Source organism: Thermodesulfobacterium hydrogeniphilum, assembly GCF_000746255.1.
Lineage (GTDB): Bacteria > Desulfobacterota > Thermodesulfobacteria > Thermodesulfobacteriales > Thermodesulfobacteriaceae > Thermodesulfobacterium > Thermodesulfobacterium hydrogeniphilum.
Window position 1 is genome coordinate 59,534 of record NZ_JQKW01000009.1, and the last position, 22,406, is coordinate 81,939.

General features: G+C 31.0%; 23 protein-coding genes. 15 read left to right on the forward strand and 8 right to left on the reverse strand.

The window, feature by feature from the left end; all coding sequences use genetic code 11:
• The first annotated feature begins 9 nt into the window (after positions 1-9).
• The 4 genes from eno to CC87_RS09315 are packed head-to-tail and all read left to right on the forward strand — an operon-like array spanning position 10 to position 3,788.
• The gene (eno, locus tag CC87_RS05130) at positions 10-1,284 is read left to right on the forward strand and encodes a phosphopyruvate hydratase (RefSeq protein WP_038056832.1); all 1,275 of its coding nucleotides are present in this window, start codon (positions 10-12) and stop codon (positions 1,282-1,284) included.
• A 4-nt stretch (positions 1,285-1,288) separates the two neighbouring features.
• The gene (locus CC87_RS08670) at positions 1,289-2,602 is read left to right on the forward strand and encodes a TldD/PmbA family protein (protein ID WP_051920616.1); all 1,314 of its coding nucleotides are present in this window, start codon (positions 1,289-1,291) and stop codon (positions 2,600-2,602) included.
• A gap of 6 nt (positions 2,603-2,608) precedes the next feature.
• Positions 2,609-3,646: an anthranilate phosphoribosyltransferase gene (gene trpD / locus CC87_RS05140; RefSeq protein ID WP_038056834.1), complete on the forward strand. Its 1,038-nt coding sequence runs from the start codon at positions 2,609-2,611 to the stop codon at positions 3,644-3,646.
• 16 nt (positions 3,647-3,662) lie between these two features.
• Positions 3,663-3,788: a hypothetical protein gene (locus tag CC87_RS09315; RefSeq protein WP_281170009.1), complete on the forward strand. Its 126-nt coding sequence runs from the start codon at positions 3,663-3,665 to the stop codon at positions 3,786-3,788.
• A 28-nt stretch (positions 3,789-3,816) separates the two neighbouring features.
• Here the strand turns inward: CC87_RS09315 and waaF are convergent, their stop codons facing one another.
• Together waaF and truD are read right to left on the reverse strand one after the other, a co-directional pair.
• Positions 3,817-4,770 (reverse strand): lipopolysaccharide heptosyltransferase II, encoded by a 954-nt coding sequence (waaF, locus tag CC87_RS05145; protein WP_051920617.1) that lies wholly within the window; start codon positions 4,768-4,770, stop codon positions 3,817-3,819.
• The gene (gene truD, locus CC87_RS05150; RefSeq protein WP_038057066.1) at positions 4,751-5,920 is read right to left on the reverse strand and encodes a tRNA pseudouridine(13) synthase TruD; all 1,170 of its coding nucleotides are present in this window, start codon (positions 5,918-5,920) and stop codon (positions 4,751-4,753) included. Before truD ends, waaF begins: the two co-directional genes overlap by 20 nt.
• Positions 5,921-6,142: 222 nt before the next feature.
• Between truD and CC87_RS05155 the strand changes: the two genes are divergently transcribed.
• The 10 genes from CC87_RS05155 (at position 6,143) to CC87_RS05195 (ending at position 14,861) form a co-directional block, all read left to right on the forward strand.
• On the forward strand, positions 6,143-7,333 hold the full coding sequence (locus tag CC87_RS05155) for an aspartate aminotransferase family protein (RefSeq protein WP_051920618.1): 1,191 nt from the start codon (positions 6,143-6,145) through the stop codon (positions 7,331-7,333).
• Entirely contained in the window at positions 7,333-8,613 is a 1,281-nt protein-coding gene (locus CC87_RS05160; protein ID WP_038056836.1) for a TIGR04013 family B12-binding domain/radical SAM domain-containing protein, read from the forward strand. The genes CC87_RS05155 and CC87_RS05160 overlap by 1 nt, the downstream gene beginning before the upstream one ends.
• Before the next feature lie 151 nt (positions 8,614-8,764).
• A complete protein-coding gene (pstS, locus tag CC87_RS05165) occupies positions 8,765-9,769 on the forward strand; it encodes a phosphate ABC transporter substrate-binding protein PstS (protein ID WP_038057070.1) in 1,005 nt (334 codons plus the stop codon).
• 104 nt (positions 9,770-9,873) lie between these two features.
• Positions 9,874-10,812 (forward strand): phosphate ABC transporter permease subunit PstC, encoded by a 939-nt coding sequence (gene pstC / locus CC87_RS05170; RefSeq protein ID WP_038056838.1) that lies wholly within the window; start codon positions 9,874-9,876, stop codon positions 10,810-10,812.
• The gene (gene pstA, locus CC87_RS05175; protein WP_038056839.1) at positions 10,800-11,660 is read left to right on the forward strand and encodes a phosphate ABC transporter permease PstA; all 861 of its coding nucleotides are present in this window, start codon (positions 10,800-10,802) and stop codon (positions 11,658-11,660) included. Before pstC ends, pstA begins: the two co-directional genes overlap by 13 nt.
• Before the next feature lie 12 nt (positions 11,661-11,672).
• On the forward strand, positions 11,673-12,434 hold the full coding sequence (pstB, locus tag CC87_RS05180) for a phosphate ABC transporter ATP-binding protein PstB (RefSeq protein ID WP_038056841.1): 762 nt from the start codon (positions 11,673-11,675) through the stop codon (positions 12,432-12,434).
• 34 nt (positions 12,435-12,468) lie between these two features.
• Positions 12,469-13,617, forward strand: a complete 1,149-nt coding sequence (gene argJ / locus CC87_RS05185) for a bifunctional glutamate N-acetyltransferase/amino-acid acetyltransferase ArgJ (protein ID WP_038056843.1) — start codon at positions 12,469-12,471, stop codon at positions 13,615-13,617.
• A 2-nt stretch (positions 13,618-13,619) separates the two neighbouring features.
• On the forward strand, positions 13,620-13,793 hold the full coding sequence (locus CC87_RS09035; protein WP_156955584.1) for a hypothetical protein: 174 nt from the start codon (positions 13,620-13,622) through the stop codon (positions 13,791-13,793).
• 6 nt (positions 13,794-13,799) lie between these two features.
• Complete coding sequence (gene surE / locus CC87_RS05190) at positions 13,800-14,564, forward strand: 5'/3'-nucleotidase SurE (protein ID WP_038056844.1); 765 nt, start codon at positions 13,800-13,802, stop codon at positions 14,562-14,564.
• Positions 14,565-14,627: 63 nt separating this feature from the next.
• Positions 14,628-14,861: a winged helix-turn-helix transcriptional regulator gene (locus CC87_RS05195; RefSeq protein WP_038056848.1), complete on the forward strand. Its 234-nt coding sequence runs from the start codon at positions 14,628-14,630 to the stop codon at positions 14,859-14,861.
• On the opposite strand, the gene CC87_RS05200 is transcribed toward CC87_RS05195, so the two are convergent.
• The 6 genes from CC87_RS05200 to CC87_RS08890 form a co-directional block, all read right to left on the reverse strand.
• Positions 14,858-15,775 carry a bifunctional riboflavin kinase/FAD synthetase gene (locus CC87_RS05200; protein WP_038056857.1) on the reverse strand — a complete coding sequence of 306 codons (918 nt, stop codon included), beginning with the start codon at positions 15,773-15,775 and terminating at the stop codon, positions 14,858-14,860. The genes CC87_RS05195 and CC87_RS05200 overlap by 4 nt on opposite strands.
• Positions 15,756-16,889 carry a glutamine-hydrolyzing carbamoyl-phosphate synthase small subunit gene (gene carA, locus CC87_RS05205; protein ID WP_038056858.1) on the reverse strand — a complete coding sequence of 378 codons (1,134 nt, stop codon included), beginning with the start codon at positions 16,887-16,889 and terminating at the stop codon, positions 15,756-15,758. Before carA ends, CC87_RS05200 begins: the two co-directional genes overlap by 20 nt.
• A gap of 11 nt (positions 16,890-16,900) precedes the next feature.
• A protein-coding gene (gene prfB, locus CC87_RS05210) for a peptide chain release factor 2 (protein ID WP_211248399.1) occupies positions 16,901-18,038 on the reverse strand; the annotation gives its coding sequence in 2 pieces (ribosomal slippage) (positions 16,901-17,944 and positions 17,946-18,038; 1,137 coding nt in all).
• Positions 18,039-18,153: 115 nt separating this feature from the next.
• Positions 18,154-18,900: a DVU0298 family protein gene (locus CC87_RS08675; protein ID WP_342666626.1), complete on the reverse strand. Its 747-nt coding sequence runs from the start codon at positions 18,898-18,900 to the stop codon at positions 18,154-18,156.
• A gap of 118 nt (positions 18,901-19,018) precedes the next feature.
• Positions 19,019-19,144, reverse strand: a complete 126-nt coding sequence (locus CC87_RS09320; protein ID WP_281170012.1) for a hypothetical protein — start codon at positions 19,142-19,144, stop codon at positions 19,019-19,021.
• A 151-nt stretch (positions 19,145-19,295) separates the two neighbouring features.
• Positions 19,296-19,454: a rubredoxin gene (locus CC87_RS08890; protein ID WP_084222216.1), complete on the reverse strand. Its 159-nt coding sequence runs from the start codon at positions 19,452-19,454 to the stop codon at positions 19,296-19,298.
• A gap of 309 nt (positions 19,455-19,763) precedes the next feature.
• On the opposite strand from CC87_RS08890, the gene secA reads away from it, so the two are divergent.
• Positions 19,764-22,403: a preprotein translocase subunit SecA gene (gene secA / locus CC87_RS05220; RefSeq protein WP_084222207.1), complete on the forward strand. Its 2,640-nt coding sequence runs from the start codon at positions 19,764-19,766 to the stop codon at positions 22,401-22,403.
• Positions 22,404-22,406: the final 3 nt, after the last annotated feature.

Sequence of the window (22,406 nt, forward strand, 5' to 3'; positions counted from 1 at the left end):
GGTTTAACAATGGGTAAAATTGCATATATTAAAGCTCGTGAAATTCTTGATTCCAGAGGAAATCCTACAGTTGAGGTAGAAGTTTGGTTAGAGAGTGGATTTTTTGGGAGAGCAGCTATTCCCTCAGGAGCTTCTACAGGTAAACATGAAGCTTTAGAATTAAGAGACGGTGATTTAAAAAGATTTTTTGGAAAAGGAGTTCAAAAAGCAGTATTTAATGTAAATGAGATTATTGCTCCTCAATTGGAAGGCTTGGAATCTTCTAAGCAGACTGAAATAGATCAGCTTCTCTGTGAACTTGATGGAACAGAAAATAAATCTAAGCTTGGTGCCAATGCTATTTTAGGAGTATCCTTAGCCTGTGCCAGAGCTACAGCAGAAGAATTTGGGGTACCTTTGTTTGCTTATATAGGAGGTTTAAGAGCAAGGACTCTTCCAGTGCCTTTTATGAATGTGCTTAATGGCGGAGTTCATGCGGACAATCCTCTGGATTTTCAAGAATTTATGATTGCTCCTTGGGGAGCACCTAATTTTGCAGAAGCTTTTAGAATGGGATCAGAAACATATCATGCTTTAAAGAGTCTTCTTAAAGAAAAAGGTTTAAGCGTTTCTATAGGAGATGAAGGAGGTTTTGCTCCTCAAATCGGTTCTCCTGAAGAGGCTTTAGAATTTCTTACTAAAGCTATAGAAAAAGCGGGTTATAAACCAGGTGATGATATAGCTATAGCTCTTGATGTAGCTGCTTCAGAACTTTATAAAGATGGTGTGTATCATCTTCCAGGGCTTGGCAAAAAATTGACCAAAGAAGAAATGGTAGAATATTATGAAAAGCTGGTAAATAATTATCCTATTATTTCTATTGAAGATCCTTTTGCTGAGGATGATCCTGAGGGATTTAAACTCATAACAGAAAAGCTTGGAAAAAAATTTCAAATTGTAGGAGATGATATCTTTGTAACTAATCCTAAAAAAATAAAATGGGGGATTGACGAAAAATTAGCTAATGCAGTGCTTATTAAACTAAATCAGATTGGAACTTTAACAGAGACTATCTCTGCAGTAGAACTTGCTTATAAATACAACTGGAATTGTATGATTTCTCATCGTTCTGGAGAAACAGAGGATACTTTTATTGCAGATTTAGCAGTAGCTTTGAATACAGGACAGATTAAAACAGGTGCTCCTGCCAGAGGCGAGAGAATAGCAAAATATAATCAGCTTTTAAGAATAGAAGAATTTCTCGGAAATACTGCTATTTTTGCAGGAAAAAGCATTTTAAAATAGACTTATGGAAGAAATTATAAAAAATTTATTAAAAAAAGAAGCTCAGTCTGTAGAATTTTGGATAGAATTAGAAGAAGGTATAGAAGTAGAAAAAAGAGACGGTAAAATCTTTTTAAAAGAAAGATACAATGAACAAACCTTTACAGTTAGATATTTAAATAAAAATGGAAAAGCTGGGCTATCTTATAACACCTTTTTAAATCCTGTAAGTATAGAAGAAACTTGTTTAAAGGCTAAAGTTTTATCTGAACATGGAGTTCCAACGGTTTTCCCAAAACCCTCTAAATACCCTGAAATTTCTCCTAAAACTTTTCATTTCTTAACTTTTGATGAAATTTTAAATATACTTAATGAAGTTGAAGAAGAGCTCTTTGATTTTGATTCTGCTATAAAAAGAATAGAAAAATTAAAACTTTCTTGTGGAACAAATAAATATATTCTTTTAAGAAAAGACTTGAAGTTTAGTTGGGAAGTTCCTTTTTATAGTTTTATAATTTCTGTAGTAGCCAAAAATAATGAAAAAGAAGCCTCTGCTTATGAATGGTTAGAAGATACGAAATTGGATTTAACAGAGATTAAAGAAAGAGCATTTTTAGCCTGCAAAAAAACTTTGGCTTTATCTAAAGCTAAAAAAGGTAAAAGTTTGAAAATTCCTGTTTTATTTCCACCTTTTATTAGTGTAGAGTTTTTAGATTTATTAGAATTTGCTTTTTTAGGAGATGAGGTTTTAAAAGGCAGATCTTATTTGAAAGATAAACTTGGGAAAAAAGTTTTTTCAGAAAAACTAACTTTATACGATGATGGTATAAATCCTGATTTGCCTGAAAGCAGACCTTTTGATGATGAAGGAGAGGCCCAAAATAAAAAAGTTTTGGTGGAAAAAGGAGTAGTTAAAGAATTCCTATTTGATACTTTTTGGAAAAAAGAAGCAGAAAAAAGAGGTTTTTCAAATATAAGAGCAGGCAATGCAAGAAGACCTGATTTTACCACTTTTCCTAAGGTATCTTCTACCAATTTTTATATAGAAAAAGGAGTTTTAACTCAAAAAGAACTTCTGAATTTAAATACTGAAGTTTTTGAAGTTTTGGAAATTTTAGGTGCTCACACATCAGATCCTATCTCCGGAGATTTTTCTTTGGGAGTTTCAGGAATTTACTACAAAAACGGAGAGCCAGTAGATTATTTTTCTGAAATGGCTTTATCTGGAAATTTTTTTGAATTATTTAATAATATAATAGAAATAGGATCAGATCTTAAATTTTATGGAAGCACGGGCAGTCCAAGTTTATTAATCAATAAAATGGATATAGGAGGTTAAAATTTAATGGAGATCAAAGAAGCTATAGTTAAACTTAAAGAAGGACAAAGTCTTACTAAGAAGGAATCTTATGAAGTTTTTAAAAAAATAGCTACACAAAATTTTAATGAAGAGGAAGTAGAGAAATTTTTAGATTTTTTACAAAAAAAAGGAGAGACTTGGCAGGAAATTACTGGAGCAGTGCTTGCTTATAGAGAAGTTATGACTCCTTTACCTCATAAATTGCCGGAAGATGCAATTATAGTGGATACTTGCGGAACAGGAGGAGACCAGAAAAATAGTTTTAATTTTTCTACAGCTGTGGCTATTGCTCTTTCTGCAGAGGAAGGGATCTATGTAGCAAAACATGGAAACAGGTCTATTTCAAGCAAATGCGGGAGTGCTGATCTTCTTGAGGTTTGCGGAATACCCATAGATCTTTCACCTGAGGCTTCAGCTCAGGCTTTAGAAGAAATAGGATTTGCCTTTCTTTTTGCTCCTATTTATCATCCAGCTTTTAAAAAAATTACTCCTATAAGAAAACGTTTAGGAAGAACCATCTTTAATGTTTTAGGACCACTTTTAAATCCAGCTAAACCTAATTATCAGCTTTTAGGAGTATATAACTTTTTATTTACAGAAAAAATAGCTTATGTTCTTGATAGCATAGGAGTAAAAAGGGCTTTAGTAGTTTTTGGAGAGGAAGGATTTGATGAAATCACAATTACAGGTTCTACTAAGATTTCAGAGCTTAGAGATGAAAAAATTACCACTTATTATGAAGATCCAGAAAAATTTGGTTTTGAAAGGTGTGAAGATCTATCAGAGCTTGAGGTAAAAAGTCCTGAAGAAAGCAAAAAGATCTTGGAAAGAGTCTTAAAAGGTGAACAAGAAGGACCTATTATGGATATGTTCCTTTTAAATCTTGGAGGAGCTCTTTATCTCTGTGAAAAGTCTATAGATTTTAAGGGAGGCATTAAGAAGGCTAAACAGTTAATAGAATCAGGTAAAGCCTGGGAAAAATGGCAGGAGATCCAGAAATATTACAGAAAGCTGAAAAACTAAACGATTTTATTCTATTTTGAAATTTTTAAAAATTATAAAAAATTACAGAAGAGAAAATGTGACAGTTTGGAAACTGGTTATTTCTGTTTCAGAGTCTGGATGTTTTGATGTAGCTTTGAAAGTATATCTTGTAACTTTGTAAAAGTTGTAGATTGGAAATATGAAACTTTTCAAGTTATTAGTTCTGAAATAGAACTAATAACTTCTTCTACTGCGATAGACTTTAAGCAATTGTAATGTCCATATTTGCATGTTCTCTCAAAGCATGGACTACAGGAAAGTTCTTTTTTTAAAATTATAGCATTTGGATTTAAAGGACCTGTAGCTTCTGGATCAGTTGATCCAAAAATAGCAATTTGCGGAATTTTTAAGGCTGCTGCCAGATGCATTAGCCCTGAGTCATTAGATATCACCAATTTTGCCAGGGAAAAAATTCCTGCTACAGTTAATAAATCTGTTTTTCCGCAAAGATTATAAATTTGAGGAGAATTATCTTTTATAAAATCTCCGATTTCTTTTTCTTTAACCCCTCCTGCAATAACTATTGCGTATCCTAACCTTGTCAGGTCCTTAGCTAAAGCTCTATAATACTCCTTAGGCCACATTTTGGCAGGCCCATAAGCAGCACCTGGTGCAAGCACAATAAAAGGTTCATCAACTCCTTTTAAAAGCATCTTAGCCTTCTTTAAAATTTCCTCATCCAAAGGCAAAATTAGCTCTTTAAAATCACAAGGGAGTTCTAAAGATTTTAAAAGATTTAAGTAATAATCTCGCTGATGAAGTTTATTTTTGGGAGGTTTTACTCTTCTGGTTAAAAGAAAGCTTCTCAAATCTGTAGCATAGCCCCATCTTTCTTTAAGTCTTGCTCTAAAAAAAAGCCAGGCAGAAGAAAAGGAGTTTGGTAAAAGAAGTCCTATCTCGTTTTTAAGCGGTTTTAAAACATTTAAATTTTCTTTTGTTTCTTCCTTTCTATAATAAATAATTTTTGTATTTGGGAAATTTTTAAAAAGATCAACTATTTGGGGAGGACCGAATAGATATATTTTCTCCATTTGAGAAAGATTATAATAAACAGGAGTTGCCATTAAGGCATCACCAAGCCAATTAGGAATTCTGATAACCATAATAAAGTCTTTTGATAACTAAAGTAGCATAAGAACCTTTTTCTAAAAAGAAAACAAGTTTTACAGTACTATTATCCAATTTTTGCCAGTCTATATCTTCTGGAAATACTACAGCAGGTCTGGGATAAGTTTTAAAAATAAGTCCTCTTATAAAGGTCCTCAAATTTTTTAAACCAGAAAAACCTTCTCTCTGACAGATTTCATCATAGATTTGAGATAGATTTAAAGAAGTTGTTTCTTTTTTAAAATTTAATTTAGGAGCAGGAAGAGGAAGTTTCAAAGATCTTAAAATTTCCCATTTTTCTTCATGGACTTCCTTATAAAAATAGAAGTTTCCAAGAAGATAAGGAACTTTAAAATATGGTATTTCAAGTATTTTTAAAATTTCTTTTAGAATTTCATTCCATAAATAGCTCTGATAAGCATTTCCTAAAAAAAATAAATATTCTTTATCTACCAAATTCAAAGCCCTTTTAAAAGTGCGTTTGGAGGGTTTATGTTCTATCAAAAATTGCAGGAGTTCCTTTTCCCATTTAATTTTAGCAAATTCTAAACATTCTTTAAAATTTCCCCAATATTTCTTTAGACAGTTCCTCAATTTTCTTGTTTTTTGAATATCTGCAGGGCTACCCTCTGCAAGCATTAGATAAAGAGCTTTTTCGTAATTACCTTTTATAATTTCTTTTACTGCAAACTCCTTAGAGTTTTTAACAGAGCCAAATCTTTGTTCATCAAAGTAATTAGGCAGTCCATATTGCTTTATTAAGGAGACTTCTTTATTAAATTTTATTTCATCTACAGAAAAACTTCTTATAATAACTTCAAACTTGTTTCCTAAAAGAAAATCCTTGGACATGGGTTTGGTAGTTTGTCCAAGATATATCAGCTCATATTCTTTAGTTTTAATATCCTTTTTAGGACCTTTTTTAATAGTTATAAATTGATGAGATATGGCTTTTTTATCTTTTAATCCACCAAATCCTATGGAATCCATGGAAATTCTCAATTTTTTGGCTATTTTCCCAAGAGCATCCCAAGTAGATATATTATATTTTTTAAGAAGATAGAGAGAAAAATCACCTTTACCTTCTGGGAAAATATCTGCTATTTCATAAACTATAAAATCTTCTAATTTTTCTTTAATTTTCATTATAGTTTTAAAATATATCACATAATTTTAAATATAGGGAGTCTCCAATCCTTTGGTGAAAATTCTATAATTAGTTGGGCACTTCCTAATTTGAGGATAGAAAATTCAAAATACTGAAAACTATACAGGGTCAATTCTGGAAAAGATAAAGTCTTGTAATTTAATATATTTTTGATATCATTAAAAAATCCTTCTTTAATTTATTTTAAAAGGAGAAAACTTATGGGCTATCTTGTAGAAATGGGAGAACTTTTTTTAGCTGGAAATTATAAGAGAGAACCTATAGCTTTTATTAGAGGATTCGGAACAAGGCTTTTTACAGAAGATGGAGAAGAATATTTAGATCTTACTTCAGGAATCGCAGTTTGTAATTTAGGACATACACATCCTGAACTGGTAAAAGTTTTAAAAGAGCAGGCTGAAAAGCTTTGGCATACTTCAAATCTTTATTATACTGAACCTCAGACCCAACTTGCCCAAAAGCTTGTAGAAAATTCCTGTGGAGATAAAGTATTTTTTGCAAACAGCGGTGCTGAAGCAGTAGAAGCAGCTTTAAAGCTTGCCAGAAGATGGGCTTATGAAAATTTTGGTAAAGAAAAAAATCAATTTATAGCTTTATATAACTCCTTTCATGGAAGAACCTATGGAGCTCTTTCTGTTACAGGACAACCTAAATATTGGGAGGGTTTTGAGCCTTTAGTCCCAGGAATAACTTTTATTCCTGCTAATAATAAAAAAGCCTTAAAATCTGCTTTTAATGAAAAAGTATGTGCTATTATTATGGAACCTATTCAAGGAGAAGGTGGTGTTTATCCCTTGGAAAAAGATTTTATAAAAACCGCCAAAGAGCTTTGCGAAAAATATAAAGCTTTGCTTATTTTTGATGAAATTCAAACAGGAATAGGCAGAACAGGTAAACTCTTTGCTTATGAACATTTTGAAATAGAGCCAGATATAATGTGTCTTGCCAAAGCTTTGGCTAATGGTATGCCTCTTTCTGCTATGCTGGCTAAGGATGAAGTTATCTCCGCTCTAAAACCTGGGACTCATGCTTCAACATTTGGAGGAAATCCTTTAGCCTGTGCAGTAGCTTTAAAAGTTCTTGAAATAGTTTCCGATCCACTATTCTTAGAGGAGGTAAGACTCAAAGGAAAGATAATCAAAGATAAATTTGAAACTTTAAAAGAAAAATATCCTCAGCTTATAAAAGAAGTAAGAGGGCTCGGGCTTCTTATAGGAATAGAATTTCATGTAGAGGTTAAAAAGATCTATCAAAAACTTTTGGAACAAAAAATTTTAACCACTACTCCAAAATCTAACATTTTGCGCATTTCTCCACCTTTAATTATAAGCTATAGAGAAATAGATTTCTTTATGGAGAAAATAGAAGAAATTTTAAAAATTTTGGCTTGATGCTTAAAAATATAGCTCTTGTAATATATCTTTCCCGCTTAAATAGATACAGTTTTAATGCTATTTTAGGAGCTCTTGAAACTCAGAAATATCTATTAAAAGAAATAGAAATTTTTCTCTGTGAAAACAGAAGAGAGGTTTTCAAAGTCCTTTCTCAAATTAAAAATTTTTATTCTCAAATAATTTTAGCTCTATCTTTTTTTACACCTCAGCTTTGGGAATTTTTTGATCTTATAAAAAAGGTCAAAAAGGAATTTGACAAAAAAGTTTTTATCATAGCAGGGGGTCCTCATCCTACAGGGGATCCTGAGAGAACTTTAAAAGCAGGAGCTGATCTTGTAGTTTTAAGAGAAGGAGAAGAAACTTTCTTAGAATTTTGTAGAGCTCTTTTAGAAAAAAGGGATTTTTTTTATATAAAAGGAATTGCTTTTTTAAAAGATAACAGGATTATTTTTACAGGAAAGAGAAAGAATATAAATCTTGATAAATTTCTGCCTTTTAGTCTTAAGTTTAAAAGATTTGGACCTATAGAGATCACCAGAGGTTGTCCCTTTGCCTGTTATTTTTGTCAAACTTCTCGTATTTTTGGAACCAAAGTAAGACATAGAAGCATAGAAAAAATTTGTGAAATTGTAGAGATACTCAAAAGCAGAAATCTTACAGATATAAGATTTATTACTCCTAATGCCTTTAGTTATGGCTCTTCTGATGGAAAAATTCTAAATTTAGAAGCTCTTGAGTCTTTACTTAAAAATATTCGCAAAATCATAGGAACAAATGGTCGCATATTTTTTGGTTCTTTTCCCTCTGAGGTCAGACCTGAACATGTTACTAAGGAAACTTTGGAACTGGTTTTGAGATATTGCAATAATGATAATTTGGTTATAGGAGCTCAATCAGGAAGTCAAAAAATTCTTGATTTATGCCATAGAGGGCATACTGTAGAAGATGTTTATACAGCTGTTAAGCTTACTATCAAAGCTGGACTCAAGGCTAAAGTTGATTTTATTTTTGGTTTACCAGGAGAAACAGAAGAAGATGTTAAAAAAACTATAAAAGTTATAAAAGATTTAACCCAAATGGGAGCTATTATTCATGCTCATACCTTTATGCCACTTCCTCAGACCCCTTTTGCCTATGAAAAACCTGGTAAAATTGATAAAGAGCTTTTTAGAGTTATAAATAAACTTCTTGGTAAAGGGTTGCTTTTTGGTGATTGGCAAAAGCAGGAAAAACTTTCAGAAAAAATTTCAGAATATCTATGTTCTGGTTTCTATTAATTATGCTTTAAGTTTAAAACTTTTTTCATAAAATTTTTATTTTTTTTAAACAGATTTTTAACAAAGATTTAACATATTTATTGTATCTTTTAAGAAAAACTTTAAAGGAGGGTTAATCATGAGATACTACAGCAAAATTAAGGAGAATGTGATGTTTAGTTTTTTACTATGTTTTATTTTTCTCTTTTGTTTTACTTTATCACAAGGATGGAGTTTGGAGTTAACAGGGGCTGGGGCAACTTTTCCTCAACCGGTTCTTGAAGCATGGGCTTATCAATATTATAAAGAAACAGGAATTAAGATTAATTATCAGGGCATTGGATCTGGAGGAGGTATAAGACAGGCTAAAAGTAGGACTGTTGATTTTGGAGCAAGTGATAAACCTTTAAAATCTTCAGAGCTTAGGGAATACAATTTAGCTCAATTTCCTGAAATTATAGGTGCAGTAGTCATTACTTACAATTTACCTTTGCATAATAAAACTTTAAGGCTTGATGGGAGAGCCATTTGTGACATTTATTTAGGCAAAATTAAAAACTGGAACAATCCTTATCTTAAGAAACTTAATCCTGATATAAATCTTCCTGATTTGCCTATTATAGTGGTTCATAGATCTGAAGGTTCTGGGACAACTTGGCTTTTTACTACCTATTTAAGTAAAGTATGTTCAGAATGGAAAAATAAAATAGGAGCAGAAAAATCTGTTAACTGGCCTGTTGGGATAGGTGCTAAAGGAAATCCTGGTGTAACTAATTATGTAAAACAAACTCTTGGAGCTATTGGCTATGTAGAGTATACTTATGCTATGGAAAACCATTTACCCATAGCAATTCTTAAAAATAGAAGTGGAAATTTTGTGAAACCTTCGGTTAAAACTATGAAAGCTGCTGCTTTTTATGCTAAATGGTCTATAAAAAAAGATTTTTATGCTGATCTTACTTATCAACCTGGAAGAGATTCTTATCCTATTACAGGGGCTTCTTATATTCTTTTGATAAAAGATAATCCTAAAACAAAAGAAGTTACTAAATTTTTTAAATGGGCTTTTGAAAATGGAGATGAAATAGCTAAAAAGTTGCATTATATTCCTCTTCCTAAGAATTTAAAATATTTGATTTATAAATACTGGAAGATTCAAAAAGTATATCCTTACTAATCATAGATTCTACGTATAGTCTCTCTCTTTTCTACAGAAGAGAGGGACTATTATCTTTTTCAATTTTTATGTTAAAATTAATTAGACCTGAATAAAGGTGCAAAATGTTTCAAAAAAGTCCTTATATAGAGACCTTTACCAGATATTTTTTAGGTTTTTGGGCAGTTTTTACAGGTTTTATTTTTCCTTTAATTATATTTTTGATCCTGTTTTATGAATCCAGATTAGCTATTCAAAAGTTTGGATTTCTTCAATTTTTAACCTCTACCTCTTGGGATCCTGTAAGAGAGTCTTTTGGTGCTTTGCCCATGATAGCAGGGACTTTAATAAGCACTTTTATAGCTATAATTATCGCTGCTCCTATTTCAATAGGAATTGCAATTTTTATTACAGAACTTGCTCCTTCTTGGTTAAAAGGTTTTGTAATCACCTGTGTAGAGTTGTTAGCAGCTATTCCAAGTATTATTTATGGTATGTGGGGTTTTTTAATTTTGGCTGAAGTCATGAGAAACAAAGTAGAACCTTTTTTACAAACGGTTTTAGGACCTATTCCGCTTATAGGAAAACTTTTTTCTGGAGTCCCTACAGGTGTGGATGTTCTTACTACTTCATTGGTTCTTTCTATTATGATTATACCTTTTATGGCTTCTGTAGTTAAAGATGCTTTTAATTTGGTTCCTTCTGTAATGAAAGAATCAGCTTATGGGCTTGGAGCTACTAAGTGGGAAGTAATTAAAGATGTAGTTATTCCTTATACTGCTTCTGGTATCGCAGGTGGTTTAATTTTATCTACAGGAAGGGCTCTTGGAGAAACCATGGCTGTGGCTTTTTTAGCAGGTAATGTTCCTCAGATTCCTAAATCTCTATTGGAACCCTTTACCACTATTACTGTAGCCCTTGCCAATCAATTTACAGAAGCTGATACCCCTCTTTATCTTTCCTCTTTGTTTTATTTATCTTTGTTTCTTTTTATTATATCTTTTATAATTCTAATTTTAGCTAAATTAATGGTGTTAAGACTGGAAAAAAGATGGAAAAAATAAGACTGTTAAAAAGAAAATTTTTAAATAAACTTATGCTTTTTCTTTCTCTTTTAGCTGCTTTATATGGACTTTTTTGGTTATTTTGGATTTTAGGAGTTCTTTTTTTTAATGGGTTTAAACATTTAAGTATAGAATTATTTACACAAGATGCAGGTCCTCCTGGACTTAATATAGGAGGATTAAGACATGCTTTTGTAGGGCATCTAATTATAACTATTTTATCTACTATTATAGGTATTCCTATTGGACTTTTTGCTGGGATTTATTATGCTGAATATGGTAGAAATTCTAAATTTTTTTATGTTTTAAAAAACATTACTGATGTAATGGTTAGCACTCCTTCTATTATAATGGGTGCTGTAATGTATGCTCTCTTAGTTATCCCTTTAAAACATTTCAATGCTCTTGCTGGAGCTTTGGCTTTGGCTATGCTTATGGTTCCTGTAATATGTGTAACTACTTATGAAATGCTTATTTTAGTTCCTTTTACTTTAAGAGAAGCTGCTTATGCCTTAGGTGCTTATAAATGGCAAATAATAAAAGATATAGTCTTAAGATCAGCTAAAGTAGGAATTTTAACAGGAATTATCTTAGGTGTAGCAAGAATATCTGGAGAGACTGCTCCTTTGCTTTTTACAGCCTTTAGTAATAATTACCTTTCATTTGATATTTTTAAACCTATGGCATCTTTAACTGTTACCATTTTTAATTATACTATGAGTCCCTATGAATATTGGCATAATCAAGCCTGGGCTGCTTCTTTTTGCTTAACATTTTTTATTTTAATATTATCTCTTATAGCCAAATTTTTAATTCATTATGGTAATATTTTTAAGAACAAAAGATAACAAGGAGCCAGAATGCAAGAAAGAAATATAGAAATAGAAGTTAGAAATCTAAATTTTTATTATGGAAAAGAAAAGGCTTTAAAAAATATAAATCTAAAAGTCTTTAAAAAGAAAGTTACTGCTCTTATAGGGCCTTCTGGATGTGGTAAAACCACTCTTTTAAGATGTTTAAATAGAATGCATGATTTATATGTAGGAAATAAATACGAAGGAGAAATTATTTTTGAAGGAAAAAATATTCTGGATAAAAACATAGATTTAATTGATCTCAGGTCTAAAATTGGTATGGTTTTTCAAAAACCTACTCCTTTTCCTATGAGTATCTTTGACAATGTAGCTTATGGATTGAAATTAAAGGGAGTAAAAGGGACAGAATTAAAAGATAGAGTGGAAAAAGCTTTGAAAGATGCTGCACTATGGGATGAAGTAAAAGATAGGCTTAAAGAAAGTGCTTTTTCTTTATCAGGGGGACAGCAACAGAGACTCTGTATTGCCAGAGCAATAGCAGTTGAACCCAAGGTTATCTTATTTGATGAACCAACCTCTGCACTTGATCCTATTTCTACTGCCAAAATAGAAGATCTTATAGTTCAGCTAAAACTAAAGGTTACTATAGTAATTGTTACACATAATATGCAACAGGCTGCACGAATTTCGGATTATACAGCCTTTATGTATTTAGGTGAGCTAATAGAAGTAGGACCTACTGAAAAAATTTTTACCAATCCTGAGAAAAAACTCACAGAAGATTATATTACAGGAAGATTTGGTTAAAATTAAATTAAGATTTAGAAAAATGGGGTAAAATATGTTTGTTCCTGAAGGTTTTTTATTTTCTGCCGTAAGTTGTGGAATAAAAAAAGAAGATAAGCTTGATCTGGGACTAATTTATTCTTCTGAAAAATTAACTGCCTGGGGAGTTTTTACTAAAAATATTGTAAAAGCTGCTCCTGTTATTCTTGGAAAAAAGCTAATTAAAGGGAAAGAAATTTTTGGTATAGTAGCAAATAGTGGTGTAGCTAATGCCTGCACAGGAGATGAAGGTCTAGTAAAAGCTCAAAATTTGTTAGAAGAAATTGCTAAAAGATTTAAATTGTCTTATAAAAATTTTTTACCTGCCTCTACAGGAGTTATAGGAGAACAGCTCCCTTTAAATAAAATACTACCTAAGATTGAAAAACTAATTTCTGGTTTAACACCAGATAATTATATTTCTTTTGCCAAAGCTATTATGACCACTGATACCTTCCCAAAGATAGTTTCCAAAAAAACTATAGATGATATTGTGGTTATGGGAATTGCTAAAGGTGCAGGAATGATTGCTCCTAATATGGCTACTATGCTGGGTTTTATTCTCACAGATGCTATAGTTTCTAAGGAGACCCTTAAAAAACTTCTTCCTAAGATGGTAGATCAAAGTTTCAATAGAATAACGGTAGATAGTGATACCAGCACCAATGATACAGTTTATATGCTTTGTAGCAATAGGAAAGAAATTAAAGATTGGGATAGTTTTGAAAATACCTGCAAAAAAGTTGCTAAAGAGCTGGCTTATTTAATTATTAAAGACGGTGAAGGAGCAAGTAAGGTTATTAAAATAACAATAAAAGGAGCCAAAACCAAAGAGGAGGCTAAAAATTTAGCTTTTGCAATAGCAAATTCTCCATTAGTAAAAACTGCTTTTTATGGAGGAGATCCCAATTGGGGTAGAATTTTTGCAGCACTTGGAAAAACAGGAATTTATTTCCATCTTGATAAAATAGAAATCTATTTAAATAATCATCTATGGATTAAGGATTTAAAAGTGGCAACAAATGAAGATATTTTAAAAGATGAAATCCAAAAAGAAGAAATAGAACTTTTAATAAAGTTAAAAGATGGAAAACAAAGCTATGAAGTTTTAACTACAGATTTAACTGAAGAGTATGTAAAAATAAATGCTCATTACAGAACTTAAAAATGGAGAATAAAGAAGAAAAAGGGAAACAAAAAGAAGAACAAGCTGAATTAGCTTATTGTGAAAAATATAGAGAATATGTTAAACTAACCGATGGTTGTAAACATCCTAAGGAGTATTGTGCTTTTAGAGAGAAGTGTTTAATTTATCTTTACAAAAAATTTAAGGATTTTTAAATCTTTATGAGAATTCTTCTTACCAATGATGATGGTATTTATGCTGAGGGACTTTGTGCTTTATACGAAGCTTTATGTTTGGAACATGAAGTCTATATAGTAGCTCCTGAAGCTGAAAGAAGTGCAGTAGGGCATGCTATCACCATTCATTATCCTTTAAGAGTTAGCAAAGTAAAAAGAGGAAAATATTTCTGGGGTTATGCTGTTAATGGAACCCCTGCAGATTGTGTTAAACTCGCTATTTATGAATTAATAGGCCCTGTTGATCTGGTAATTTCTGGAATTAATAGAGGAGCTAATGTAGGAATTAATGTGCTTTATTCTGGAACAGTTTCTGCTGCTACAGAAGCTAAAATGTTGGGTTATCCAGCTATAGCTGTTTCCATAGATGCTTACGAAGTTAATGATTACTGTTTTACAGCTTATTTTATATCAAATTTTATTGAAAAAGTTTTCAATTTACCTATTAACTTACCTTTCTGTCTTAATATTAATATACCTCATATAAATCCATGCCAAATAAAAGGTATTAGATTTGTTAGACAATCCAAAGCCAAATTAAAAGAATTTTTTGATAAAAGATTGGATCTCCATGGTAAAGTTTATTATTGGCAAGGAGCAGAAGAACATACAGAAACAGATCCTAATACAGATGTAATAGCTTTAAAACAAGGATATATTACTATTACACCTATTCAGTATGATCTTACTAATTATGTATTTTTAGAAAAACTTAAAAATATAGAAAATAGCTTTAATTTTTCTTTTTAAATCTCTTGATATTTCTTTAATCTGTTATATTTTAAATATAAAAAATAGATAAGGAGGTAAATTATGAGAAAAAGAGGAAGACCTATAACTATAGATGATGTTAAGTTTGTATATGAAAATTATGCTCACATGAGTGCAAATGAGATAGCAGAAAAACTTGGTATAAGTAAGTTTCAAGTTAATAAAATTGTAAATGAACTTCGTAAAAGAGGAGTAAATATTCCGAAAAAAATTGGTAAAAAAGTCAATGTCTATGATGCTTTTGTAGAACAATTAAAAAAGGAGGGTAAATTTTAAATTAAAATCTTATCAATTAATTCACAGTCTTTTTTAATTTGGTCTTTTAGTTCTTCTAAAGAAGGGAATTTTTTCTCTTCTCTTATATGTTTAATCAATTCTATTTTAAGAGTCTCTCCATATATATTTTTATTAAAATCAAAAATATGAATTTCCACGCTTAATTCTTTGTCTTCAAAAGTGGGTTTAGTTCCTATGTTCATAGCTCCTTTAAACTTTTGATTTTTCCAATATACCCAAACAGCATAAACTCCTGGAACAGGGATTAATTTAAAAGAAGGTATCTCTAAATTAGCAGTAGGGAAACCCAGAAGTTCTCCTCTACCCTTTCCTTTTACAACCTTTCCTATAATAAAATAAGAATGCCCAAGAAGTTTGTTGGCTTTTTCTATTTCTCCCTTTTCAATAAAATATCTTATTTGGGTACTTGAAACAGTTAAATCATCTATTGTTATTGGTGGAACAGTTTTTACTATAAAATTGTATTTTTTCCCCAAATTTTTTAAATATTCTGTATTTCCCTTTTTATTCCTGCCAAATCTAAAATTAAATCCCACTACTACTCCTTTTGCTTTGAGATTATCTACTATATATTCCTGCACAAAAAGATCTGGAGAAAGTTTAGCTATACTTTGGGTAAATGGAATTAAAGCTATTTGTTTAATATTTAGTTGAGAAAGTAAATGTAATTTTTCTTCTAAAGTGGTTAGGAGTTTAAAATTTGCTTCAGGAAACAAGACATGCCGAGGATGAGGATCAAAGGAAACAATTAAAGGGCTAACTCCAAGCTCTTCTGCTAAAATTTCTGCTTCTTTAAAAAGCGCCTTATGACCTAAATGAATCCCATCAAAACTACCTATGGTTATTACTGTTTCAAAATCAAGAGGAAAATCCTTAGGGGTATAAATTTTCAATTTCTCCCTCCACCAATTTCAAGAAACTATCAAATAAATAAATTGAATCATGAGGACCTGGGGCATTTTCAGGATGATATTGTACAGACATAAGTTTAAGTTCAGGAACAAAAATTCCTTCTAAAGTATTATCATTAAGATTAACATGAGTGACTATAGCTTCTTTTGGTAATTCTTCTTTTTTGACACAAAAACCGTGATTTTGAGAGGTTATTTCTACTTTTTTATTAAATAAATTGAGAACAGGATTATTTATTCCTCTATGTCCAAATTTCAACTTATAAGTAGTAGCTCCCAAAGCCTGTCCAATAATTTGATGACCCAAACAGATTCCAAATAAGGGTTTTTTACCTAAAAGTTCCTTTACAGTGCTCACAATTTTAGTAAGAGCTCCGGGGTCTCCTGGTCCATTGGAAACAAAAATACCATCAGGATTATAAGAAAGTATTTCTTCTGAGGAAGTATAAGCAGGAAAAATTAAACACTCAGCTCCTTTTTCAACAAAAATACGAAGTTGATTTAGCTTTAAACCACAGTCTATTACTGCTATTTTATATTTACCTTCTCCTTTAAAATTCTTAAAATTTTCTTTTCCTTTTTTACCATAATAATAAACTTTATTACAGGTTACATATCGCACCAGATCTCTTCCTACATAAGCAGGACTTTCTTTTATCTTTTCTAAAAACTTTTTAGGATCCAAAGTTTCTGTAGTAATACCACCTTTCATAGCTCCATGAATTCTTAAATGCCTGGTTAAAGCTCTGGTGTCTATTCCTTCTATTCCAAGTATTCCATTCTCTGAAAGCCAATTTCCCAAGGATTTTTCTGCTCTCCAGTTGCTGTAAAAGGGTTGATACTCTCTTACTATAAACCCTGCTACATGTATTTTTTCACTTTCCATATCCTCAGAATTTATCCCATAGTTTCCAATAAGAGGGTAAGTCATGGTAACAATCTGTCCATAATAAGAGGGATCTGTAAGTATTTCTTGATAACCTGTCATACCTGTATTAAAAACAATTTCTCCAAAAGATTCTCCTCTTCCTGTAAAAGACCTTCCCCAAAAATAAGTGCCATCTTCTAACATAACAAGAGCTTTAAAGGGTTTCATAGTTTTTACTCCTATTTTTTATTTAATTTTTGTTTAGCTTCCCAGAGTAAATATTCTCGTATAAAATCATCTATTTCTCCATTAAGAACTTCTTCTACTTTATAGTTTTCATATTGAGTTCTGTGATCTTTAACTATTCTGTAAGGATGTAATGTATAAGTTCTGATTTGATTTCCCCAGCTTATTTCTTTTTTTTCTCCTATAAGATTTTCCTTTTTTTGCTCTAATTTTTGTTTTTCAAGTTGATAAAGCCTTGATCTTAAAATTTTTAAAGCTGTCATTTTATTTAAATATTGACTTCTTTCATTCTGGCAGGTAACCACGATCCCTGTAGGAATATGAGTAATTCTTACTGCACTTTCTGTTTTATTAACATGCTGACCACCATGGCCACTTGCTCTCATAGTTTCTATTCTTAGATCTTCAGGTTTTATTTTTACTTCTATATCTTCTTCTATTTCAGGAATAACAGTTACAGAGGCAAAGGAAGTATGTCTTCTGGAATTAGCATCAAAAGGAGAAATACGAATAAGCCTATGCACCCCTTTTTCTCCTTTTAAATAGCCATAAGCCCAAGGTCCTTCTATTAAAAGAACAGCATTTTTTATTCCTGCTTCTTCTCCTGGAAGGCTATCTACTAATTTTACTTTATATCCTTTTTTTTCAGCCCATCTTACATACATTCTTAAAAGCATATAAGCCCAGTCCTGAGCATCTGTTCCACCTGTTCCAGCATGAATACTTAAAATAGCAGAAGAATAATCATATTCTCCAGAAAGTAGGAGCTTGATTTCCTCTTTTTTAAGTTTACTTTCAAAAGCCTCAAGCTCTTCTAAAAATGCCTGCAAAGTTTCTAAATTTTTTTCCTCTTTATAAAATTCAAACCACTCCAAAATATTATTAAAAGACTTAATAAGATCTTCAAATATAGATAATCTTTCAGAGAGATGAGCTCTTTCCTTGAGAAGATTTTTAGTTTCTATAGAATCCCAATCAGGATTGTTTTGAAGTTTTTCTTCTATATTTTTTAAACGGATTTTAATACTTTCAGGGTCAAAGACACCCCCTTAGATCTTTGAGTTGCTCATTAAAATCGTTTATTAATTTTTCAAAATCTACATTTTTATAAGCCTGTACTGCTACTCTCATAGCGAGATAAATATAATCCATTTTTAAGAAAATAAAAGATCTTTATCTATTTTATTGAAAAATTTAAAAGAAATCAACTGTTATACTCAATGAAACAATGCCATTCTAAATGGAATTAAGAAGTAGAAAAAAATTCTTTTTGAAGTTCTTTAATAGACTTTGAATAGATTCTTTTCCCATCAAAAAGCAAGAAAGAATAATTCTTTTTTAAAAGAAAAGAAAAAACCTTTTCAATCAAGTTGTTATTTAAGGAGGAGTCCTTAGGAAAAGGTTTTAATTTATTCAAACTCCATAGAGAGAGGAACATCACCCCTGAATCCTTGGTTTCTTCCAGAATTTGTTTAATGTAAAAAGGAGCTTTATTTTCCCAGAGTTCTTTTTTATATTTTTCTGCCAGTCTTCCTATTCCCCATATTACTCCTCTTTGAGCTGGTGGAAATTCTAAAAAATTATCTGCTTTATATTTACCAGTTTCTTCTGCATTCCAAATATAAGACACAAATATAGGTAAATATTCATCTTTTAACACTTCACAATTATAAAGAGCTTCTGCAAATCCTTCTGGAACTCCCCAAGCCATACCTCCTGATTCCTCATTAAGCATCCACATAAGGCGTCTGATAACTATTCTGGCTCTTTCCATTTCATTTTTAGCAATTTCAGCAGTGAAATATCCAAAAGCAATGACGGCTTTCCAACGAACTACTTCATCAGGATGTAAAAATGCACCTATAAGAAAACTAATAATCTTGGTGGGAGGATAAACACTAAGTGATTTTAAAATACTTGAAATATCTTCAGTCTCTAAGGTTTTTAGAACTTCTTTTTTTATTTGGATATAATTTTCAGTTAATTTAAAAATTCCTGTTTTAACCTTCTTTTATTTTTCTTGCTACCATTTTTCCCAGTTCTTCACATTTAGAAAGTGACTCTTTATCAGAAGCATATTTAACTTTAATTCCCTCATGAATAATATCTGCTTAGATAGCCTTTAGAACTTCATTTAAAATTTTTACAGATTCTCCACTCCAGCCATAAGACCCAAAAGCAGCTTTGATTTTACCTTTAGGTCTTAAACTTTTTAAATAACTTCCAAAACCTGCCATAGATGCTAATACCTAATTATAAAAAAATGGGAGAACCTAAAATTAATCCCTTGGCAAGCTTTCTCTCTTTCCTTAATTTTAAATGCTTTCATACATTTTTTTTCTTTTTAAATAAAATTAAATTAAATAAAATTAAAAATAAAATTATATATTAATCTTCAGGTATAAAATCTTTTTTAGAAGCTCCGCAAATAGGACACATCCAATCTTCAGGAAGATCTTCAAAAGGTGTTTCTGACGGAATATTGTCAGAATTTTCTATTCCTGGATCATAAATATATCCACATACACTGCATTTATATTTTTTTATATTTTCTTTCATTTTTTAATATTTTAATTTAATTTTAACACTTAAAAATACATATATTATTAAAATTTGTAATTATTTTAAAATTAAAAATAATACATTTTTAAAATATAGCAAGGTATTTTTAAAAATCTTATCTAAGAAGTAAGCATTATGCTTAAGAAGCTTTGTATATCAAAGTTTTAGAAAAATAGACCAGATTTTGCTTATCCAGTAGCCTAAATCTTAATAAAACTTGTATTATAAAGAAAAGGTATTAAATTTAGAAAGAAATAAAAATTTTTTTAGATATAAAGGGGGTAATTTTGTCTCATGATTGCTAAGGTTTTAAGTAAAATTATAGGTACTAAAAACGAAAGAGAGCTTAAGAAACTTAAGCCTATAGTTCAAAGGATAAACGATTTAGAGCCTGAAATAAAGAAACTTTCTGATGATGAGCTTGCCAGAAAGACTGTAGAATTTAAAGAGAAACTTGGAAGAGGAGCAACACTCGATGATATTCTTCCAGAAGCTTTTGCAGTGGTAAGAGAAGCAGCAAGACGTATTCTTGGAATGCGTCATTTTGATGTTCAACTTATGGGTGGTATTGTTCTTCACCAGGGTAAAATAGCAGAAATGAAAACAGGAGAGGGAAAAACCTTAGTAGCAACTCTTCCAGCTTATCTTAATGCACTTACTGGAAAAGGAGTTCATATCGTTACAGTTAATGATTATTTAGCTAAGAGGGATGCTGAATGGATGGGACCTATTTACAGATTTTTAGGATTAACTGTAGGTTATCTTCAAAATAATATGAATGATTCTGAAAGAAAAAAGGCTTATGCCTGTGATATAACCTATGGAACCAATAGTGAATTTGGATTTGATTATCTCCGTGATAATATGAAATATTCCTTAGATGATATGGTTCAAAGAGGACATTATTATGTTATTATAGATGAAGTTGATTCTATTTTAATTGATGAAGCAAGAACACCTCTTATTATTTCAGGACCTTCTGAAGAATCTACGGATATATATTATTTTATAGATGAAATTGTAAGGAAACTAAAAATAGATACACATTTTACTATAGATGAAAAGACGAAGAATGTTACTCTTACAGAAGAGGGAATTACTGAGTGCGAAAGGCTTTTAGGTATTAAAAATCTTTATAATCCCAGATATGTAAGACTTGTTCATCATATTCATCAGGCTTTAAGAGCTCATCACTTATTCAAAAGAGATGTGGATTATGTGGTTAAAGATGGAAAGATTATTATTGTAGATGAATTTACAGGAAGACTTATGCCAGGAAGACGCTGGAGTGATGGATTGCATCAGGCTATAGAAGCTAAAGAAAGAGTTAGAATTGAAGCTGAGAATCAGACCTTAGCCATGATAACCATTCAGAATTATTTTAGAATGTATGAAAAAATTGCTGGAATGACAGGAACAGCTGAAACAGAAGCCGCAGAATTTAAAGAAATATATAATCTTGATGTAATAGTTATTCCAACTCATAAACCCATGATAAGAAAAGATTATCCTGATGTAGTTTTTAGAACCCAGAGAGAAAAATTTGAAAAAGTAGTAGAGGAAATAGAGAAGTGTTATAAAGAAGGAAGACCTGTGCTTGTTGGTACTACAAGTATAGAAAAGAGTGAGCTTCTTTCTAAAATGCTTAAAAAAAGAAAAATTCCTCATCAGGTTTTAAATGCCAAACATCATGAAAAAGAAGCTCAGATTATAGCTCAAGCTGGAAGATCTCATGCAGTAACCATTGCTACCAATATGGCTGGAAGAGGAGTTGATATCCTTTTAGGAGGGAATCCAGAGGGTCTTGCTAAAGCACAACTTGAAGCAGAGGGCTATGATCTTTCTGAAATAGATGAAAGAGCTTGGAACGAAGTCCTTACCATGGCTAAACAAGGGATAGATCCAACAACTAAATACAAAGATTACTGGGCTAAAGTTCTTTATGAAAAATATTTAGAATGTCAAAAAGATGCAGAAAAGGTAAAAGCTTTGGGAGGTCTTTATATTATTGGAACAGAAAGACATGAATCAAGAAGAGTGGATAATCAGTTAAGAGGAAGAGCAGGAAGACAAGGAGATCCTGGAGCTTCTAAATTTTTTCTCTCTTTAGAAGATGATCTGTTAAGGCTTTTTGGTTCTGATAAACTTAAAACCTTTGTAGAAAAATTGGGTCTTCCTGAGGGAGAACCTTTAGAACATCCCTGGCTTTCTAAAGCTATAGAACAGGCTCAAAAGAAGGTTGAGTCTTTTCATTTTGAAATAAGAAAACATCTTCTTGAATATGATGATGTAATGAATAAGCAAAGAGAAACTATCTATTCTCAAAGAAAAGAAATCTTGAAAAGCGAATCTATAAAAGACTGGATACTTTCTATGATAGAAGAAGTATGTGAGGAATTGGTAGAAAGTGCTTTTATAGAAAAAAGACACCTTGAAAAAGAAGATATAGAAGTTTTAATAGAACGTTTTAAAGAGATTTTTGCTTTTACTCCTGAAATTGATACTGATCTTGCCAGAAAAGAGCAGCTTTTTGAAGAATTAAAAGAGGTAGCTTTTAAAAGATATGAAGAAAAAGAAAAACAAATTGGTTCAGATAATTTAAGAGAAATAGAAAAGTATTTCTTATTAACTACTATTGATACACTTTGGAAAGAGCACTTATTAATGCTTGATCATATTAAAGAAAGTGTTGGGTTAAGAGGTTATGGACAAAAAGATCCTTTACAAGAATATAAAAAAGAAGCTTTTCATTTATTTGTAGATCTTATGAAAAGAATTAAAGAGAACACACTTTCTTATCTATTTAGAATAGAAATTGAAGAATCTAATGAAGAAATAGGTGATATGATTTCAGAGTTAGAAAAAAATAAAATAGAAACAAACTTTAAACCAAAAAAGAAAAAGAAGAAAAAATCTCGTCGTGTTAGAATTTAAAAA

Excerpts from the sequence above, each read along its gene's own strand:
- eno (WP_038056832.1), top strand. The coding sequence starts at position 10 with ATGGGTAAAATTGCATATATTAAAGCTCGTGAAATTCTTGATTCCAGA.
- CC87_RS08670 (WP_051920616.1), top strand. The coding sequence starts at position 1,289 with ATGGAAGAAATTATAAAAAATTTATTAAAAAAAGAAGCTCAGTCTGTA.
- trpD (WP_038056834.1), top strand. The coding sequence starts at position 2,609 with ATGGAGATCAAAGAAGCTATAGTTAAACTTAAAGAAGGACAAAGTCTT.
- waaF (WP_051920617.1), bottom strand. The coding sequence starts at position 4,770 with ATGGTTATCAGAATTCCTAATTGGCTTGGTGATGCCTTAATGGCAACT.
- truD (WP_038057066.1), bottom strand. The coding sequence starts at position 5,920 with ATGAAAATTAAAGAAAAATTAGAAGATTTTATAGTTTATGAAATAGCA.
- CC87_RS05155 (WP_051920618.1), top strand. The coding sequence starts at position 6,143 with ATGGGCTATCTTGTAGAAATGGGAGAACTTTTTTTAGCTGGAAATTAT.
- CC87_RS05160 (WP_038056836.1), top strand. The coding sequence starts at position 7,333 with ATGCTTAAAAATATAGCTCTTGTAATATATCTTTCCCGCTTAAATAGA.
- pstS (WP_038057070.1), top strand. The coding sequence starts at position 8,765 with ATGTTTAGTTTTTTACTATGTTTTATTTTTCTCTTTTGTTTTACTTTA.
- pstC (WP_038056838.1), top strand. The coding sequence starts at position 9,874 with ATGTTTCAAAAAAGTCCTTATATAGAGACCTTTACCAGATATTTTTTA.
- pstA (WP_038056839.1), top strand. The coding sequence starts at position 10,800 with ATGGAAAAAATAAGACTGTTAAAAAGAAAATTTTTAAATAAACTTATG.
- pstB (WP_038056841.1), top strand. The coding sequence starts at position 11,673 with ATGCAAGAAAGAAATATAGAAATAGAAGTTAGAAATCTAAATTTTTAT.
- argJ (WP_038056843.1), top strand. The coding sequence starts at position 12,469 with ATGTTTGTTCCTGAAGGTTTTTTATTTTCTGCCGTAAGTTGTGGAATA.
- CC87_RS09035 (WP_156955584.1), top strand. The coding sequence starts at position 13,620 with ATGGAGAATAAAGAAGAAAAAGGGAAACAAAAAGAAGAACAAGCTGAA.
- surE (WP_038056844.1), top strand. The coding sequence starts at position 13,800 with ATGAGAATTCTTCTTACCAATGATGATGGTATTTATGCTGAGGGACTT.
- CC87_RS05195 (WP_038056848.1), top strand. The coding sequence starts at position 14,628 with ATGAGAAAAAGAGGAAGACCTATAACTATAGATGATGTTAAGTTTGTA.
- carA (WP_038056858.1), bottom strand. The coding sequence starts at position 16,889 with ATGAAACCCTTTAAAGCTCTTGTTATGTTAGAAGATGGCACTTATTTT.
- CC87_RS09320 (WP_281170012.1), bottom strand. The coding sequence starts at position 19,144 with ATGGCAGGTTTTGGAAGTTATTTAAAAAGTTTAAGACCTAAAGGTAAA.
- secA (WP_084222207.1), top strand. The coding sequence starts at position 19,764 with ATGATTGCTAAGGTTTTAAGTAAAATTATAGGTACTAAAAACGAAAGA.